The following is a 16,832-nucleotide window of genomic DNA, read 5'->3' on the forward strand; positions in this document are numbered from 1 at the left end:
TCCTATGCTGCGAAACTCCCCTCCCGGCAACGCCGACATCGGCGCGCTCGAACGCAAGGCAGAGCGGTTGCGCCGCCACATGCTGACCATGGCGCGCGGCCAGGGCCAGGGCTATATCGGCCAGGGTCTCGGCATCGCGGACACGCTGGCGGCGCTGTATTTCCACGAACTGCGCTACGACCCGCACAATCTGGCGTGGCCCGACCGCGACCGCTTCCTGCTATCGACTGGCCACTATTCCATCGCACTGTGGGCAGCACTTGCCGAGGCCGGCATCATTCCGCTCGAGGAACTGGTCACCTATGGCGCCGACAACAGCCGGCTGGAGATGTCGACGCTCGACACCACGCCCGGCGTGGAAGTGATCGGCGGTTCGCTCGGCCATGGTCTCGGACAAGGTGTCGGCCAGGCGCTGGGTCTGCGCGTCGACCGCTCCGACGCGCGCGTCTTCGTCGAGCTGTCCGACGGCGAGATGCAGGAGGGGTCGACCTGGGAAGCGGCGATGTCGGCCAGCCATTTCAGGCTCGACGGGCTGGTGGCGCTGATCGACTGCAACGGCATCCAGGCCGACGGACCTGTCGTGCTCGACATGGAACCCGTGGCCGACAAATGGTGCGCCTTCGGCTGGGAAACATTCGAGATCGACGGCAACGACATGATAGCGGTGGTCGGCGCGCTGGCTGGTGCGCGTGAGCGCAACGGCAAGCCGAAGGCGATCGTGCTGCGCACGCTGCCCGGCAAGGGTGTGCCGCGCATCGAGGCCAGCGAGAAATCGCACTTCTTCCGCATCGACGTCGCGCAATGGGACGGCATCATCGCCGAGTTCGAGAAGACCGCGGGAGCAGCCCAATGAGCGGCGCGGCAATGGAGGCCGGCCGCACGCTGGCCATGGGCCAGGACGAGGCGGTCGGCGGCGGCCGTCGGAGCGTCGAGGCGCCGTTCGGCCGGGCCCTGGCCAGGCTTGGCCAGAGCCGCCCCGACATTGTCGGGCTGACCGCCGACCTCGGCAAATACACCGACATCCTGCCGTTCCGCGACGCCTTTCCGGACCGCTTCTTCAATGTCGGCATGGCCGAGCAGAATCTCGTCGCCGTCGCCGCCGGACTGGCGCGCACCGGCAAGGTGCCGTTCGCCACCACCTACGGTGTGTTCGCGACGCGGCGCGCCTATGATTTCGTCGCCATCGCGCTCGCCCACTCCAACCTCAACGTCAAGATCGTCGCCGGCCTGCCCGGCCTGACGACCGGCTATGGCGGCACGCATCAGGCGATCGAGGATCTGGCGCTGATGCGCATGATTCCCGGCCTGACAATCATCGATCCCTGCGACGCGACCGAGATCGAGGCCGCGACCGAAGCCATCGCCGAGCATCAAGGCCCGGTTTATATCAGGCTGCTGCGCGGCAGCGTGCCGGTCGTGTTCAAGCCGGGTTATCGCTTCGAGATCGGCAAGGCGCGGCGGCTTCGTGAAGGCAACGATGTTGGCATCATCTCGACCGGCTTCATGACCGAGCGGGCGCTGGACGCGGCGGAGGCTTTGCAGAAGCACGGCGTCTCCGCCGGTGTGCTGCACGTGCCGACCATAAAACCGTTCGACGCCGAGGCAGTGGCTGAGTTTGCGGCCGGCGTCAGCCGTGTTGTCACGGCGGAAAACCATGTCGTGGTCGGCGGGCTGGCGAGCCTGGTCGTCGAGACCTTGTACGATGCGGGCCTTTTGAAGACAGTGACCCGCATCGGCCTGCCCGACCGCTACATCGAATGCGGCGCGGTGCCGACCTTGCAAGCGAAGTATGGCCTGACCACCGAGGCCGTCATCGCAACGATTGCCGCGCTGGGCTAGGACTTTCGCATGAAGATTACCGAGATCGAGACCTTTGCCGTCGGCGCCGAGTGGAAGAACTGGCTATTCGTCAAAGTCCATACCGACAAGGGTATTCACGGCGTCGGCGAAGGTACGCTGAACGGCTTCATCAAGACCACCGAAGCCGGCGTGCATGAACTCAAGCATCTGGCCATCGGCCAGGATCCCCGGCGCATCAATGCGCTGGCCAAACGCATGCTGGACAGCGTCTCGCTCGACGGCGGCCATATCCACCGCACAGTGATCGCGGCGATCGAAGTCGCCTGCTGGGACATTCTGGGCAAGAGCCTCGGCGTGCCGATCCACCAGCTTCTTGGCGGCCGGGTGCGCGACAGCGTGCTCGGCTACGCCAACGGCTGGTACCGCACCGAGCGCACGCCGGAAGCCTTCCTCAAGGCGGCCAAGGCGGTGCTGGCCAAGGGCTTCAAGGCGTTCAAGCTCGACCCGTTCGGCACCGCGCAAGGTTTTATCGCGCGCGAGGAGCTGGAGCTGTCCTACGCCATCTGCCGGACCTTGCGCGATGAGCTGCCCAAGGACACGCTGATCCTGATCGACGTGCATGCGCGCTTCACCGAGATCGCCGCGCTGCAGGCGGCGCAAAAGTTCGCCGACCTCGACATCTACTGGTGGGAGGAGCCGACCTCACGCGACCGGCAGGAGACGGTGCACGAAGTGGCGCATCGCTCGCCGATCCCGGTGGCGACCGGCGAGATGTACGACACGGTCGGCCAGTTCTACACGCTGGCGGCGGGTGGCGGCGTCAACATCTTCCAGCCCGAGCCGATGTCGCTCGGCGGCATCACGCCGTCGATGCAGGTGGCCAACCTCGCCCTCGCCCATGGCAGCCAGATCGCGCCGCACCAGAGCGGCGGGCCGGTGGCGACGGCTGTGTGCCTGCAGCTGGCCGCGGCCGTGCCAAATTTCCTCATCCAGGAGCATTTCGACGCCTTCAACGATCCGTGGACGCGCGACCTCGTGACCTGGCATCCGACCGTCAACCCGGACAACGGCCATCTGTCGCTGCCGGACGCGCCGGGACTCGGCATCGATCTCAACATCGATGCGATCAAGGAGCACCCCTACGATCCCCACGCCTATCTCAACGTCCATGCCGAAGGCTGGGAGAAGCGGCTTGGTCGGCGTGAGGAGGCGGGGAAGCGCGGTTAGGTATCTCAGATACCGATGACCGTTCGAAGCAAATCGCTAGCCTTCGAGATTAGCCGAATCCTCCCTGCCTTCGTCATCCTATGGCGGAGCAAGGAGCGCAGCGACGCGGCGCAGACCATAGGATCCATGCCGCGACCGCGAAGCGTTGCTTCGGTGCAGAATTCTGCTCCGCTGCACTCCATGGCAAAGGTCGCGGCATGGATCCTAGGGTCTCCGCGACGCCGCTTCGCGGCTGCTCCGCCCTAGGATGACGAAGCTGAGGGAGGCTTGGCCAACGAGAAAGGCCGTCACGCGCTCTCGCGGTCGACGATCTCGAAGCCGAGGCTGGTGATGGTCGGCACCTTGGTGTTGCCGCCGAGCCTTGCCAGCAATTGCCGCACCGCGCGCCGGCCCATCTCGTAGCGGTTGACCTTCACCGTGGTCAGCGGCGGATAAAGCTGTGCGGCCAGGTCCATGTCGCCATAACCGGCAATGGCGATCCTGCCCGGCACCGCCCAGCGGCGCCGGTGGCATTCCTGCACGGCGCCGACAGCCAGGGTATCGCTGGAAAAGAAGATGGCGTCGATGTCCTTGTGGCGGGAGGTCAATGTCACCAGCGCCTCGGCGCCGCCTTGGGCGGTGATCGGCACCTCGACCTCCATGTCGTCATGGTTCTTGAACCCGAGTTCGGTGAGTGCCGCGTGATAGCCGGTGCGGCGCTGCTGAAGTCGGTCATTGCCATGGATCGGCGTCGAGACGAAGCCGATGCGCTTGTAGCCCTTGGCCGCCAGATGCATGGTCATGGCATAGGCGGTCTCGAAATTAGAGACGCCGACCACCATATCGATCGGCTTGCGGCCCTTGATCTCGGATATCTCGACCACCGGTGCGCCGCTGCTCTTGAGAAGCGCGCGGGCGACCTCGCTTTGTACGAAGCTCTGCAGGATCATGCCGACCGGGCGCCAGCCGAGCAGATTGCGGATCGATTTCTCCTCGGCTTCCTGCGTGAACTCGCCCTGGACCAGCAGCATCGAATAACCGCTCTCATGGCACTCGTCGGACATGCCTTGCACCTGTTCGGCGATGCCCGAATTGATCAGCGGCGGCACCACGGTGCCGATCATGCGGCCATTGCCGCGCATGCTCGACGCCAGCCGGTTCGGCACGAAGCCGGCCTGCTCGATCGCCTCGAGCACCTTGGCGCGCGTCTCCGGCGACACCATGTCGGGATTGGAGAGCGCGCGCGACACCGTCATCGGCGCAACGCCGACGCGCTTGGCGATCTCGCGGACGCCAAGGCGCTGCGGCTTCTTCTCGCCCGCCGGCGGTCTATCGGTCATCACCATGCTCCAAGAGAGCGCGATCCATCGAAAACAATCTCCGGACCACGCGACATCAGCCCATTCATAGCGGTTGCGGCGCGCGCTTTCCAGCGATGCGCCGGTTGCAGCAACCTCCAAACATTTCGCCGTTGACAAGTTATAATATTATAATCTTAATGGGATCGAGGAGCGTGCCAGGTTTGGCGCGGGTAAATGGTGCCGGACGCAGAGCCGGCAGCAGGCACCGCCAGGGAGGTCAGGATGAACAGCGCGGCAGACGTGAGCTCGCCGCCCCGGGACGCGCAATCGTTCCGGCGGCGACTGATTGGCTTCATTGCCGTCGGCGAAGTCGGCGTGCTGGCCGCCATGGCCCTGCTGATCGCCTTCTTCTGGCTGCTCGAGCCGGCCTTCCTGTCGGAACGAAACATCCGCGCCATTCTCAACGTCGTGTCGTTTGTCGGCATCATCGCCATCGGCCAAACCATTCTGCTGGTCGCCGGCGAGTTCGACCTGTCCGTCGGCTCGGTGGCCGGACTGTCCGCCGTGGTCGCCGCCAAGCTGATGACCGCGGCCGCCTTGCCGGTCTCGATCGCCATACTCGGTGGTGTCGGTGTCGGCGCGCTGATCGGCCTCGTCAACGGGCTGATCGTCGTCAGGCTCGGCATCCCCGCCTTCATCCAGACCCTCGGCATGCTGTTCATCGGCCAGGGCCTGATCCAGGTGGTGACCGGCGGCTATCCGGTCTACCCGCTGCCACAGACGATCAATACGATCGGCGGCACCGATCTCGCCTTCGGGCTCGGCTGGAGTTTTGCCTTCTTCATCATCGCCGCCGTCGTCGCCGACTTCGTCCTGCGGCGCACCGTGCTCGGGCGCAACATGTACGCCACCGGCGGCAACAAGGAAGTGGCGCATCTCGTCGGTATCAACACCAATGCCTACAAGATCGGCGCCTTCATCGTCGTTGGCGCGCTGTCGGCGATCGCCGGCATGTTCGTCATGGCCGATCTCGGCAGCGGCGGCACTTCGATCGGCAGCGGCTGGGAACTGACCGTCATCGCCGGCGTCGTGGTCGGCGGCGTCAGCCTGTTCGGCGGCGCCGGCACGGTTGCCGGCGGCGTCGTCGGCATCCTGATGCTGAAAGTCGTGCAGAGTGGCCTCGTCGTCATCGGCGTCAACTCCAACTGGCAGCAGATCGCGGTCGGCGTGATCATGGTCATGGCCGTCGGCCTCGACATATTGCGCCGCCGCTACTTCATCGCCGGCGCCTGAGCAAACCGCGAGCGTGGATATTGCGCCGGCAAAATACCGGCAAACCAAGGGAGGTTATGACATGAGAAACAAACTGAAGAACGGCCTGATCCGCGCCGCGCTGGCGGCGGCGGTTGTTGCCACGTCGCTGGGCTCGGCGAGCCTTGCCCGGGCGGCCGACATCCATCTGCTGTGGGTGCAGGCGATGAAGGATCATCCGGTGCACCGGCTGATGCAGGCGGGCTTCCTCAACAAATGCAAGGAGCTCGGCTACACCTGCGAGGTCGTCGGCGACCCGAGCGCCACCAACTGGGATATTCCAGCGACATTGCCATTGGCCGAGGCGGCCCTTGCCCGCACCAAATACGACGCCATCGGTGTCTACGGCCCGGATCCGGCGATTTACTCCTATATCTCCAAGCTGGCGAAGGAAGGTTTCCCGATCGTCACCTGGCATGTGCTGCCGCCCGAGGGCACGGTCCAGGGGCTGAGGGCTGCAACCGGCGAAGACATTGCCGACGCAGGAACCAATGCCGCGATCGCCATTGGCGACAAGCTGGGCGGAAAGGGCACCGTGGCGCTGACACAAGGCGCTTCCAACGACACTGAAAATGCCATGTCGGATGCCTTCCGCAAGACCATCGCGGCAAAGTACCCCGGCATCAAGGTGCTCGACACGCAGATGGAAGGTTTCGAGCCATCGGCGGCCGAGGCCAAGGCCGTGGCGATCCTGCAAGGCAATCCGGACGTGACCGCCGCCTTCGGCACCACCGGCAACAGCATCCAGACCTGGTCGGGCGCCTCCCGCAAGGCCGGGCGCGATGTCGTCATCATCGGCATGGACTATATCAGGCAGAACCTCGATCTGGTGAAGTCGGGCGCCGCCTACGGCATCGTCGCGCAGCCGCTCTATGAAGAGAGCGCCAAGGTTGCCGAACTGCTCGGCGACCTCGCCCAGGGCAAGAGCGTGCCCTACAGCAACCCGCTACCGGCCAAGGTGATCACATCAGCCGACCTCGACCCCTATTACAAAATGCTGGATAGCGCCGGCCAGTAGCGCCTGCGCCGGGTCCGCGCCTTGCGCGGATCCGGCATCTCCCGGGAGGATCGTCGTGTCCAGCACCACGCAAGAGCCGCTGTTTTCGGCCACCGGCATCGCCAAGAATTTTGGCGGCGTGCAGGCGCTGCGCGGCGTCGATTTCGATGTGATTCCAGGCGAAATCCACGCCTTGCTGGGCCAGAACGGCGCCGGCAAGTCGACGCTGGTCAAGATCCTCAACGGCGTGCATCCCGCCGGCTCCTACGCGGGCGCCATCAGGCTCGACGGCCGGGCCGTCAGTTTTGCCTCGCCCGCCGATGCGCGGTCGAACGGCGTCGGCTACGTGCCGCAGGAAATCGAAGTGCTGGAACAGCTCTCGGTCGCAGAGAACGTCTTTGCCGGCCGCACCGGCCTGGGTGACGGCATGCTGGTGCATCAGCGCAAGCTCGAACAGAGGGCCGGCGAGATCTTCGCCGAGCTTGGCATCGACATCAATCCCAGGGCCTATGTGGCGTCGCTGACCTCGGCGCAACGCCATCTGGTGATGATTGCGCGTGCCATCGTGCTGAAACCACGCGTGCTGATGCTGGACGAGCCGACAGCTTCGCTCTCAGGCATCGAAGTCGACGCGCTGTTCAGCGTGCTGCGCCGCCTCAAGGCGCAAGGCGTGGCGATGATCTACATCACCCACCGCCTGCCCGAAGTGCTCGCCATCTGCGACCGCGCCACCGTGCTGCGCGACGGACAGGTGGCGGTGCGGATCGCGCGAGAAGATTTCGATGCCGAGACCTTCATCTTCTCGATGTCGGGCCAAAGGCTGCAGCGGCTGTTTCCCGAACACGCGGCGCCCGCCGGCGCTCCGATCGCGCTAGAGGTTCGCCGGCTCACGGTCGCGGGTCACGGCGGCGCTGTTCATGGCGCCAGGGATATCAACCTCTCCGTGGCCGCCGGCGAGATCGTCGGGCTGGCAGGCCTGCTCGGCTCCGGCCGCAGTGAGATCCTGCATGGCATCTATGGCCGCGTTCCAGCAGACGGCGAAATCCGTGTTGCCGGCGAGCCCATATCGATCAAATCGCCGAGCGATGCGCGTGCCGCCGGCATCGCGCTGCTGACCGAGGACCGCAAGCGCGATGGCCTGCTGTTCAACCTGCCGGTCGGCGCCAACGTCACCATCGGCAACCTCGCGCCCTTGTCGCGGTACGGCATGGTGCGCGGCGGGCTCGAACGCAGCTCCATCCTGAGCGCCATGCGTGCGCTCAACGTCAAGGCGTCATCGCCGCAGGCCGCGGTCACCCATCTCTCGGGCGGCAACCAGCAGAAACTGCTGTTTGCCCGCGTGTTGATGCGAGCGCCGAAAGTGCTGCTGCTCGACGAACCGACCAAGGGCGTCGACGCGGCGACCCGGCACGAGATCTACCGGCTCGTGGTCGAGCTGGCAGAGAAGGGCGTGGCCCTCCTCATTGTTGCGTCGGAACTCGAAGAGCTGATCGGCCTGTGCGACCGCTGCCTCGTCGTCGCCGATGGCCGCATCGTCGACGAATTCAGCCGTGGCGAGGGCGGTGAGGATCGCGTGCTGCGTTCGGTGACGGCAGCGCAGGCGCAACGCCACGCGTTGGCTTCACAGGCTTCGTCATGAGCTTTGCCGGCAAACACATTTTCGTCACGGGAGCGGCGACCGGCATCGGCCGGGCGACCGCAGAATACCTTGTCGCGCAGGACGCCAGGGTCTTCGGAGCCGGGCTCGATGCCGAGGAAGGACGGGCGCTTGCCGGCCGCCATGGCGAGAGCAATCTGATCTTCCGCGCGTGCGATCTCACCCGCGAAGTCGAGGTGCAAGCGGCCGTGGCGGCGGCGGCGGCTCGGTTCGGCGGGCTCGACGCTGTCGTCAACTGCGCCGGCATCTATCCGACCGGCAAGCGGCTCGAAGAGCTCTCCGACGACGAATGGGACAGGACCATTGCCGTCAATTTGACAGCCATCTTCCGGGTCTGCCGTGTAACCCTGCCGCTGCTGCGCACGGCCGGCGGCGGCTCGATCGTCAACATCGCCTCGGTGCATGCCGACGCCACCGTGCCCGGCGTGCCGGCCTATGCCGCGACCAAGGCGGCGGTCGTCGGCTTGTCGCGACAGATGGCGCTCGACTATGCCGTCGACCGCATCCGCGTCAACGCCGTGCTGGTCGGCTCCGTCGCCACAAGGATGACGCTGGACGGGCTGGAGGCGGCGGGCGGCGCGGAAGCGCTGGGCTTGTCCTTCGAGCCCAACAGGATCGCGCGCATCGCCAATCCTTCCGAAATCGCCACGGCAATAGGCTTCCTGATCTCCGACGCCTCGTCCTTCGTCACCGGCAGCGCCATGCAGGTGGATGGCGGACTTTTAGCGCGGCTACTCTAGTTCAAAAGGCATGAACCAGACGGTGCCGGCGGCGCTTTCGCCGGCGGCAAGCACAATCACGCCCTCGTCCGGATCATCCCATCCGCCCCGATTGAAGGCCCCAGAAGCGTTGGTTTGCGGCTCGACGCAGAAATACGGCTTTGTCGGATCGGCGTAGAACATCAGGTGCTTGAAGACGGGATCGGCCTGGACCCGCAAACCTGCGCCACGCGTTGGAAAGCGGATCGTCGCCTCCCCCGCCCAGCCGCCGTAATCATTGTTGCGCCAGCCGTTCGGCAAAGGCCGGTCCTTGGCGAAGTCGAGTTCGGGTGGAAGCGTGATCGGGTCGCCGGAAATGCCGTCGGGTTCTTCGAGGTAGAAGCGCCTTGCCTTGAACTGAAGCATCACATCAGGGTCGCGATCGAACCAGGGATGCAGACCAAAGCCGAACGGCAGGGAAACCGGCCCGGTGTTGGTCAATGTCATAGCGACGCCGAGGCCCTGTTCGGTGACCGTAAAAGCCTGCGTCGCGCGGTAGGAATAGGGCTCGGCACCGGCGGCGATGTCCAGCGACAGCGTCGCGCTGGCGGCGGCTGCCTCGGTGACGGTCCAGGCGTGTTGCCAGCCGCTGCCGTGAACGTTGAATTTCTCCGGCGGATTGTTGGGCAGGACCTGCCAGCGCTTCGCCCCAAAGTCGAAGGCGTTCCCAGTGATGCGATTGGCGTAGGGCGTCATCGGAAACATGGCGACGCCAAGCACATTGCCGGCCTCGCGATGCCGATTCGAAAGCCGGCGCATGAGATCGATGCCGTGCCAGCGCAGCGAACTCACCGAGCCGCCGATCTGCGGCACGAGCCCGACCTCGAGCGGCCCGGCTTTCAGCATCAACGGCTCAGAAATTGCGCCCATAGCCTGCCATCCATCCACCGTCGACACAAAGCATCTGGCCCGTCGTATAGGTGTTCAGGGGATCGCAGAAGAACAGCACGGCTGCAACCGCTTCCTCGATGCTGCCGGCGCGGCCGACAGGGGTGTGGCTGAGCATCGCCTTGTCGCCGGACACCATGGTTTCATCCTCGACCGCGCCGACGCCGACGGCGTTGACCAGCACCTTGGGGCCGAACTCCATGGCCAGCGTGCGCATGCCGGCAAGGATCGAGGCGTTGTCCATGGAAAAGCGCGGATGACGGCGCATCGGCATGCCGGCGGTCGCCGACAGCAGGAAGACGATGCGGCCGCGCCCACGCTCGGTCATGATCACGGCGGCCTTGCGCGCATCGGCGTAAAGCGATCGCGGATCGCCCGCCACCGTTCCCGGCCGCAGCGGACAGGACATCAGCAGGATATCGGCGTCACGCGCATGAGAGCCTTCGACCAGCCGGCCGCCATTGGCCTGCAGCGCGGCAAGCGCTGCCTCGGCGATCAGGTTGCTGTCACCGTCATGGGCAACTACTGCGCCATCAAGGTCGATTTCCATGGCCGCACTCACATCATGTATCCCGCCGTCCAGCCGCCATCGACGGCCAGCACCTGGCCGTTGATGTAGCTGGCGGCCGGCGAGGCCAGGAACAGCACGGTTTCCGCGATCTCCTCGGGCTGGGCAGGTCGGGCGAGCGGCACGTGGGCGAGGAATTCCTGGGTGCGGCCGGCAAACTTGCCGTCATCGCCATAAAACAGTTTTGCCGTCAGCGCCGTCATCACCGAGCCCGGTGCGATGGCGTTGGTCAGGATGCCCTTGGCTCCGAGTTCGATGGCCATCGACCGCGTCAGATGGATGATGCCGGCCTTGGCGGCAACGAACGGGCTCTGCAGCCGCATGGCGGCGAGGCCGACGACCGAGGCGATGTTGACGATGCGCCCGCCCTTGCCGGCGGCAAGCATCGGCGCCAATGCCGCGCGGCTCATGATGTAGAGGCCGTCGAGATCGATGCCGGTGATGCGGTCCCATTCCTCGGGGGGAAATTCGTCAATGGTGACGCGATGCGCCAGCGTGTTGACGCCGGCATTGTTGATGAGGATATCCAGGCGACCGTAGCGGTCCATGATGGCGGCGATGGCACTGTCGACCGAGGCGGCATCGCGGATGTCGACGGTGCAGGCGATCGCATCGCTCAAACCGGCCGCGACCTGGCTCGCACCATCGCTGTTGATGTCGGCGACGATGACCGCGGCGCCGTTGTCGGACAGGCGTTTGGCGATGGAACTGCCGATCGCACCCGCGGCTCCGGTGACCAGCGCTACCTTGCCTCGCAAATCGCAGCGCATGTCTCGTCCGCCCCCGACCAAGTTCGGGTTATGCTATTATAATAATCTCAAAGCGCGGACAAGCTTTCGTGTCGCGGCCGGCGGTTATTCCGCGGCCGCGCCGGCAGCGCTTTTGCGGGTGGCGTCGACCATCAGCCGCCGTGCCCGGAAGACGCCCCATTGCTGGTCGACCAGCACGCCGATGAGGATGACGCCGCCCATCACCGCGAAGTTGAGCGAGGACGGGATGCCGAGCAGGTTGACGAGGTTCTGCAGCTCCTGCAGCAGCACGGTGCCGAGGATGACGCCGATCAGCGAGCCCTCGCCGCCGCGCAGCGAGAAGCCGCCGAGCACGGCGGCAGCGATGGCGTAGAGCTCGTAGAACTGGCCGTGGCTGGCCGGTGAGATCGAGCGCGTGTACATGGCGAAATAGATCGCCGACAGCGCCGTCAGCACGCCGCAGATGACATAGGCGGCCATGACGACACGGCCGGTGCGGATGCCGGAATATTTCGCCGCCTCCTCGTTCTTGCCGATGGCGTAGAGGTAGCGGCCGAACACCGAGCGGTGCAGCACCACCCACATGACGATGGAAATGACGATCAGCGCGATGAAGCTGTTGGGCACGCCATAGGAGCGCCCGGCGGTCAGGAATTCAAGATCGGGAAAGTTCTGGCCGAAGGCGAAGCCGGCGGTGCCGTCGGCGGTGTAAAAGCGGGCGACGCCGCGATAGATCAGGAGGCCGCACAGCGTGACGACGAAGGGCTGCAGCTTGAGCCTTGTGATCAGCCAGCCATGCACCAGGCCGATGATGGCGCCGAGCACGAGGATCAGCACGAAGGCCAGCGGCCACGCCACCTCGCGCACGGCGATGAAGTCGATGAACAGCGTTCCCAGCAGCGCGACCACCGAGCCGACCGACAGTTCGATGCCGCCGGTGATGATGACGAAGGCCTGGCCGATCGACAGGATGCCGAACAGGCCGATGAGGTTCGAGGTGTTGGCGAGGTTGATCGGCAACAGGAAGCGCGGATTGATGATCGCCACGATCGCCCCGACCACCAGGATCAGGATCAGCAGGCCGAGATCTTTCTTGCTCATCGTCTTCTCCCCAATGCCCGCCCTGGAAGTTCCGGACCGGAACCCGTGGCAAACAAAAAACTATTTCGGCTGCTTGCCCACCGCCAGCAGCAGCACGTTTTCCTGGCTGAACCGGTCCTTGTCGAGAATGCCCGAGATCTGGCCCTCATGCATGACCGCGATGCGGTCGGACACGCCGATCACCTCTTCCATGTCGGAGGAGATCATCAGCACGGCGACGCCGGCATCGGCCAGCGCCCGCATCAGCCCGTAGATTTCGGCCTTGGCGCCGATGTCGATGCCGCGCGTCGGCTCGTCCAGAATCATCACCTTGGGGTTCATGGCCAGCCATTTGCCGAGCACGACCTTCTGCTGGTTGCCGCCCGACAGCGTGCCGGTGCGCGTCTGCACCGACGGCGCCTTGATGCCGAGATTGCTCTTCTGCTTCTCGGCGGTGGCGGTCTCGGCGCTGGCCGAAACCAGGGAGCGGCGCGCATGCGCCGGCAAATTGGGCAGCGAAATGTTCTGGGCGATCGACAGGTCGAGCAGGATGCCGGTCAGCTTGCGGTCTTCCGGCACCAGGAAGATGCCATGCGCGACGGCGTCGGCCGCGGAAGCCAGCGCAAGCGGCTTGCCGTCGAGTTCGAGCGCGCCACCAAGGCTGCTATCGATGCCGAAGAACACCCGCGCCAGTTCGGTGCGGCCGGAGCCGACAAGCCCGGCGAGGCCGAGGATTTCGCCGCGCCTGACATCGAGATCGACCGGCCGGCCGGGATAGGCCGGGGTGCGGATGGCCTTGGCCGAAAGTGCCGTGGCGCCCGGCGCACGCGCCGCCTCGGAGGCCTTTTCGCGCTCCTTCAGCATGCGGCCGATCATCAGCTTGACCATCTGGTCGTGGCCGATGTCGTGCTTGCCCAGCGTGCCGGCCAGCATGCCGTCGCGCAGCACGACGACGCGGTCGGCGACGCGCTCGACCTCGTGCAGGCGGTGCGAAATGAAGATGACGCTGATGCCGTCCGCCTTCAGCGCCTTGATGACGTCGAGCAATTTGTCGGTTTCGGCGAGCGGCAGGCTCGATGTCGGCTCGTCGAGGATGACCAGCCTTGCCTCGATCGACAGCGCCTTGGCGATCTCGACCATCTGCTGCTGGGCCAACGACAGGGTCGCAACCTGCGTGTCGGCGGAAAAATTGGCGCCGACGCGTTTCAGCAGCGGCGCCACCATGGTGCGCAGTTTTGCCCGGTCGACGAGCCTGAGCGGCCCGGCGCGCAACGGCTCGCGGCCAAAGAAGATGTTGGCGGCGACATCGAGATTGTCGAACAGGTTGAGTTCCTGGTGGACGAAGGCGATGCCCGAACCGAGGCTCGCTTCGACGGTCAGGCCCTTGTGGGCGGTGCCGTCGACCGTGATCGTGCCGCTGTCGGGCGTGGTGACGCCGCCGAGTATCTTCATCAAGGTCGATTTGCCGGCGCCGTTTTCGCCGACGAGGCCGATGACCTCGCCCGGCCTGACCTCCATCGAGAAGCCGTCCAGCGCGACAACGCCCGGATAGGTCTTGCGCACGTTCTCGAGGCTGAGGAACGGAGTAGTCGCGACGATGGATGTATCGGAATAATTCATCATGCCTGACAGCGATTGGCGGGCCGACTTTTTGGCAGACTGACGATCCTCGCGTGGTTCGTCAATGCGAGCAGCCGGCTCAAATCAAGTTGAGCCGGCTGAACTGCTTCAAGTCTTAGTTTCCGGCCATCGCCTTCAAATTGGCGGCGTAGGCGTCGACGTCATCCTTGCCGATGATCTTGGTCGGGATGATGATCAGGCCGCCTTCCGGGATGCCCGACTTGTCGCCCTTGAGATAGGCGGCCATCAGCTTCATGCCCTGATAGGCCCATTCGAAGGGCTGCTGCACGACGGTGGCGGCAACGGTGCCTTCCTTGACGCCGCCCAGCGTGATCGGATCGTCGTCGAAGCCGACAACGGTGATCGAGCCGAGCTTGCCGGCGTCGCGCAGCGCTTCATAGATGCGCGGCGTGTTGTAGGAGTAGAAGCCGACCATGCAGGTGACGTCGGGGCTGGCGACCAGCGCGTCCTCGACATTCTTCTTGGCGCGCGCCTGGTCGATGTCGTCGCCGCGCACGTCGATCAGCTCGATCTTGGTGCCGGCCAGACCATCCTTCATGCCCTGGATGCGCTCCTTGGCATTGTCGGCGCCGAGCAGGCCGACGAAGCCGAGGCATTTTCCCCCATTGGGCATCGCCTTCTTGGCGATTTCGGCCGCCTGCTTGCCGGCATCGACATTGGACGAGCCGATATAGGCGACGCGCTTGGTCTGCGGAGCGTCGCTATCGGTGGTGAACAGCGCCGTTTCCGAAGCGATCTTGTTGAGGCCATCGGTCGAGGTCTTCGGATCGACCGCCGAGACCATGATGCCCTTGACGCCGGCGGTCACCAGATCGTCCATCAGCCGCTGCTGGATGGCGACCGAGGACTGCTCGGGATATTTGAGCTCGAGATTGTAGTCCGGCAGTTCGCCCTGCGCCTTCTTGACGCCGGCTTCGGCGGCCTTCCAGAAATCGGAAGCGCCGTTGACGACGAAGGCCAGCGTCGGCTTGTCGTCGGCACGCGCGATTGCTGTGGCCGACAGGCCAAGCAGCAGCGCGGTGGCGGCTACGGATGCATTTCGTATCAAGGATTTCATGTTCAACCTCCCGTTTGGTTCAGTCGTCAGACTGACCGATCTTGCACTAACCTGATTTTGGCACTGACCTGACTTTGCCGTTTGCAGCTTGGACGCCCTCCTCCTCAAAGGGGTTCCCGGCACCGAAAGAATGGCGTCGTTCCAGCCACGATCATGGACCTTAGAGACTCATCCCTCGTTCGTAAATAGTCCGATTTGTCTGACATATCACATATACAAGACAAGGCTTGCGGGGGTAGATCCGCTTGCCGTCGGGCCATCCGCGTACACTTCCGCCGCTCCCGGACCCAACCGGCCGGACGCGACGGATTGACGGTACAGCGCATTTTTGTATTAGTAAACAGTATTAGTTCCGAGGCGATACCCCTGGGCATGATTGCGGTTCGCGGCACATCCGCTGGCGAACCGCAGCCTCTCCTGCGCCAAAGCCTATGCCTTATGCCGTTTGAACTTCGGGCTGTATGAAGATGCAGGATGGATAGACCTCGAGGCTACTAATAGATATAAATTCGCGTGACGATCTCTATAAGTCGACGGCGTCACGCCATCTTGCCGGCCCGACAGGCCGCCGCTAGACAGGCTGGGGAGTGACATGAGCGACACGAAGGATCCGGCCATCGACACGGCGAAGCGACGCAAGGCGCCGGCGAAGAGCGCCAGGGGCCGCGTCACCATGACCGACATCGCCAGGGCCGCCGGCTGCTCGCAGGCGACCGTTTCCTTCGTGCTCAACAATTCGCCCGGCATCAAGCTGTCGCAGCAGACCCGCGAACGGGTGATCGAGGCCGCGCGGACCCTTGGCTATACCGCGCCCGCTTTCGAGGCGCTTCACCCGGCGTTGCCGGCCTTCGGGGGGCCCGCTTTCGAGGGACTCGACGGGGTGATCGGCTTTGCCGTCGACCAGCTCGCCACCAGCCCGGAAGCCGTGGTCGCCATCGAGGGCGCGCGCCAGGCCTCGTGGAATGCCGGCAACGTGCTTCTGGTGGCGCAGACGCTGGGCGATTCCGTCATGGAGCCGCGCGCCATCGCCGCGCTCACCAAGCGGGGCATTTCGGCGCTGATCTACATGACCATCTTCACCCGCGAGATCACAGCGCCCGATTACCTCTACGGCCTCGACATCCCGGTGATCCTGCTCAACTGCTACACGGCCGACTACGCCTTCCCGGCCGTGGTGCCGAGCGAGATCGCCGGCGGCCAGAGCTCGACCCGCCATTTGATCAGCCACGGCCACCGCCGCATCGCCACCATCACCGGCGAACCGTGGATGCAGGCGGCACAGGACCGGCTGAAAGGCTACCGCCGCGCGCTCGCCACCGCCGACATCCCGTTCGATCCGGAACTGGTGGTCGAGGGCGACTGGTCGGCCAGCGCCGGCTACGCCGCGACCGTCAAGCTCCTGGCGCTGAAGGACAAGCCCACCGCCATCTTCTGCCAGAACGACCGCACCGCGATCGGCTGCTACGAAGCGCTGAAGGAAGCCGGCCTGCACATCCCGCAGGACATTTCCGTCGTCGGCTACGACGACGAGGAAATCGCCCGCCACCTCTTCCCGCCGCTGACCACCTCGATCCTGCCGCACATGGCGATGGGCCAATGGGCGATCGAACAGCTGGAGGCGCCGGCGGCGCCTGGACGGGGACGGTATCCGATTACGAAGCTGGAGTGCCCGCTGGTGGAGCGGGAGAGCGTGAGGGGGGTGGCGGGCTGAATAGATGAGTATAATGGGCGTTGCGCGCTCGACAGAGCCAATTTCGTAGCCAAGTTCCAAAGCAACAATTGCGGCAGGATCATGAAGGAACAGCATGGTCCTTCGAAG

General features: G+C 64.9%; 15 protein-coding genes. 8 read left to right on the plus strand and 7 right to left on the minus strand.

Translation table 11 applies throughout. The annotated features are described in order from the left end of the window. Nucleotides 1–4 precede the first annotated feature (4 nt). Genes ACZ89F_RS30705 through ACZ89F_RS30715 form a run of 3 tightly spaced genes read left to right on the plus strand, consistent with a single transcriptional unit; the run spans nucleotide 5 to nucleotide 3,027 of the window. Nucleotides 5–853 (plus strand): transketolase, encoded by an 849-nt coding sequence (locus tag ACZ89F_RS30705; RefSeq protein WP_476095931.1) that lies wholly within the window; start codon nucleotides 5–7, stop codon nucleotides 851–853. Next, nucleotides 850–1,839, plus strand: coding sequence for a transketolase family protein (locus ACZ89F_RS30710; protein ID WP_476095932.1), 990 nt, complete (start codon nucleotides 850–852; stop codon nucleotides 1,837–1,839). Before ACZ89F_RS30705 ends, ACZ89F_RS30710 begins: the two co-directional genes overlap by 4 nt. 9 nt (nucleotides 1,840–1,848) lie before the next feature. Further along, nucleotides 1,849–3,027: a mandelate racemase/muconate lactonizing enzyme family protein gene (locus ACZ89F_RS30715; protein ID WP_476095933.1), complete on the plus strand. Its 1,179-nt coding sequence runs from the start codon at nucleotides 1,849–1,851 to the stop codon at nucleotides 3,025–3,027. A 287-nt stretch (nucleotides 3,028–3,314) separates the two neighbouring features. On the opposite strand, the gene ACZ89F_RS30720 is transcribed toward ACZ89F_RS30715, so the two are convergent. After that, nucleotides 3,315–4,346, minus strand: coding sequence for a substrate-binding domain-containing protein (locus tag ACZ89F_RS30720; RefSeq protein WP_476095934.1), 1,032 nt, complete (start codon nucleotides 4,344–4,346; stop codon nucleotides 3,315–3,317). Nucleotides 4,347–4,589: 243 nt separating this feature from the next. Here ACZ89F_RS30720 and ACZ89F_RS30725 point away from each other — a divergent pair, with 243 nt between their 5' ends. From ACZ89F_RS30725 to ACZ89F_RS30740, 4 genes are all read left to right on the plus strand, one after another. Continuing rightward, entirely contained in the window at nucleotides 4,590–5,600 is a 1,011-nt protein-coding gene (locus tag ACZ89F_RS30725; RefSeq protein WP_476095935.1) for an ABC transporter permease, read from the plus strand. 61 nt (nucleotides 5,601–5,661) lie between these two features. Continuing rightward, nucleotides 5,662–6,636, plus strand: coding sequence for a sugar ABC transporter substrate-binding protein (locus tag ACZ89F_RS30730; RefSeq protein ID WP_476095936.1), 975 nt, complete (start codon nucleotides 5,662–5,664; stop codon nucleotides 6,634–6,636). 55 nt (nucleotides 6,637–6,691) lie between these two features. Further along, entirely contained in the window at nucleotides 6,692–8,254 is a 1,563-nt protein-coding gene (locus tag ACZ89F_RS30735) for a sugar ABC transporter ATP-binding protein (protein WP_476095937.1), read from the plus strand. After that, entirely contained in the window at nucleotides 8,251–9,012 is a 762-nt protein-coding gene (locus tag ACZ89F_RS30740) for an SDR family NAD(P)-dependent oxidoreductase (RefSeq protein WP_476095938.1), read from the plus strand. The genes ACZ89F_RS30735 and ACZ89F_RS30740 overlap by 4 nt, the downstream gene beginning before the upstream one ends. Here the strand turns inward: ACZ89F_RS30740 and ACZ89F_RS30745 are convergent. The 6 genes from ACZ89F_RS30745 to ACZ89F_RS30770 form a co-directional block, all read right to left on the minus strand. Continuing rightward, on the minus strand, nucleotides 9,004–9,900 hold the full coding sequence (locus tag ACZ89F_RS30745) for an aldose 1-epimerase (RefSeq protein ID WP_476095939.1): 897 nt from the start codon (nucleotides 9,898–9,900) through the stop codon (nucleotides 9,004–9,006). The two genes, ACZ89F_RS30740 and ACZ89F_RS30745, sit on opposite strands and share 9 nt — an antisense overlap. Next, nucleotides 9,884–10,468 (minus strand): SDR family NAD(P)-dependent oxidoreductase, encoded by a 585-nt coding sequence (locus tag ACZ89F_RS30750; protein ID WP_476095940.1) that lies wholly within the window; start codon nucleotides 10,466–10,468, stop codon nucleotides 9,884–9,886. The genes ACZ89F_RS30745 and ACZ89F_RS30750 overlap by 17 nt, the downstream gene beginning before the upstream one ends. An 8-nt stretch (nucleotides 10,469–10,476) precedes the next feature. Continuing rightward, a complete protein-coding gene (locus ACZ89F_RS30755) occupies nucleotides 10,477–11,256 on the minus strand; it encodes an SDR family NAD(P)-dependent oxidoreductase (RefSeq protein ID WP_476095941.1) in 780 nt (259 codons plus the stop codon). An 84-nt stretch (nucleotides 11,257–11,340) separates the two neighbouring features. Beyond that, a complete protein-coding gene (locus tag ACZ89F_RS30760) occupies nucleotides 11,341–12,336 on the minus strand; it encodes an ABC transporter permease (protein ID WP_136616552.1) in 996 nt (331 codons plus the stop codon). 60 nt (nucleotides 12,337–12,396) lie between these two features. Next, on the minus strand, nucleotides 12,397–13,935 hold the full coding sequence (locus ACZ89F_RS30765) for a sugar ABC transporter ATP-binding protein (protein ID WP_476097436.1): 1,539 nt from the start codon (nucleotides 13,933–13,935) through the stop codon (nucleotides 12,397–12,399). 115 nt (nucleotides 13,936–14,050) lie between these two features. Further along, nucleotides 14,051–15,013: a sugar-binding protein gene (locus ACZ89F_RS30770; protein ID WP_476095942.1), complete on the minus strand. Its 963-nt coding sequence runs from the start codon at nucleotides 15,011–15,013 to the stop codon at nucleotides 14,051–14,053. Nucleotides 15,014–15,605: 592 nt separating this feature from the next. On the opposite strand from ACZ89F_RS30770, the gene ACZ89F_RS30775 reads away from it, so the two are divergent. Beyond that, nucleotides 15,606–16,724 carry a LacI family DNA-binding transcriptional regulator gene (locus ACZ89F_RS30775; RefSeq protein ID WP_476095943.1) on the plus strand — a complete coding sequence of 373 codons (1,119 nt, stop codon included), beginning with the start codon at nucleotides 15,606–15,608 and terminating at the stop codon, nucleotides 16,722–16,724. The last annotated feature ends 108 nt before the right edge of the window (nucleotides 16,725–16,832 follow it).

This window comes from Mesorhizobium sp. USDA 3734 (genome assembly GCF_056279665.1).

What these genes read in the sequence shown, in the direction of transcription:
- ACZ89F_RS30765 (WP_476097436.1), bottom strand. Translation starts at nt 13,935, where the DNA reads ATGAATTATTCCGATACATCCATCGTCGCGACTACTCCGTTCCTCAGC.
- ACZ89F_RS30705 (WP_476095931.1), top strand. Translation starts at nt 5, where the DNA reads ATGCTGCGAAACTCCCCTCCCGGCAACGCCGACATCGGCGCGCTCGAA.
- ACZ89F_RS30730 (WP_476095936.1), top strand. Translation starts at nt 5,662, where the DNA reads ATGAGAAACAAACTGAAGAACGGCCTGATCCGCGCCGCGCTGGCGGCG.
- ACZ89F_RS30760 (WP_136616552.1), bottom strand. Translation starts at nt 12,336, where the DNA reads ATGAGCAAGAAAGATCTCGGCCTGCTGATCCTGATCCTGGTGGTCGGG.
- ACZ89F_RS30710 (WP_476095932.1), top strand. Translation starts at nt 850, where the DNA reads ATGAGCGGCGCGGCAATGGAGGCCGGCCGCACGCTGGCCATGGGCCAG.
- ACZ89F_RS30775 (WP_476095943.1), top strand. Translation starts at nt 15,606, where the DNA reads ATGAGCGACACGAAGGATCCGGCCATCGACACGGCGAAGCGACGCAAG.
- ACZ89F_RS30750 (WP_476095940.1), bottom strand. Translation starts at nt 10,468, where the DNA reads ATGGAAATCGACCTTGATGGCGCAGTAGTTGCCCATGACGGTGACAGC.
- ACZ89F_RS30745 (WP_476095939.1), bottom strand. Translation starts at nt 9,900, where the DNA reads ATGGGCGCAATTTCTGAGCCGTTGATGCTGAAAGCCGGGCCGCTCGAG.
- ACZ89F_RS30715 (WP_476095933.1), top strand. Translation starts at nt 1,849, where the DNA reads ATGAAGATTACCGAGATCGAGACCTTTGCCGTCGGCGCCGAGTGGAAG.
- ACZ89F_RS30720 (WP_476095934.1), bottom strand. Translation starts at nt 4,346, where the DNA reads ATGACCGATAGACCGCCGGCGGGCGAGAAGAAGCCGCAGCGCCTTGGC.
- ACZ89F_RS30770 (WP_476095942.1), bottom strand. Translation starts at nt 15,013, where the DNA reads ATGAAATCCTTGATACGAAATGCATCCGTAGCCGCCACCGCGCTGCTG.
- ACZ89F_RS30755 (WP_476095941.1), bottom strand. Translation starts at nt 11,256, where the DNA reads ATGCGCTGCGATTTGCGAGGCAAGGTAGCGCTGGTCACCGGAGCCGCG.
- ACZ89F_RS30740 (WP_476095938.1), top strand. Translation starts at nt 8,251, where the DNA reads ATGAGCTTTGCCGGCAAACACATTTTCGTCACGGGAGCGGCGACCGGC.
- ACZ89F_RS30725 (WP_476095935.1), top strand. Translation starts at nt 4,590, where the DNA reads ATGAACAGCGCGGCAGACGTGAGCTCGCCGCCCCGGGACGCGCAATCG.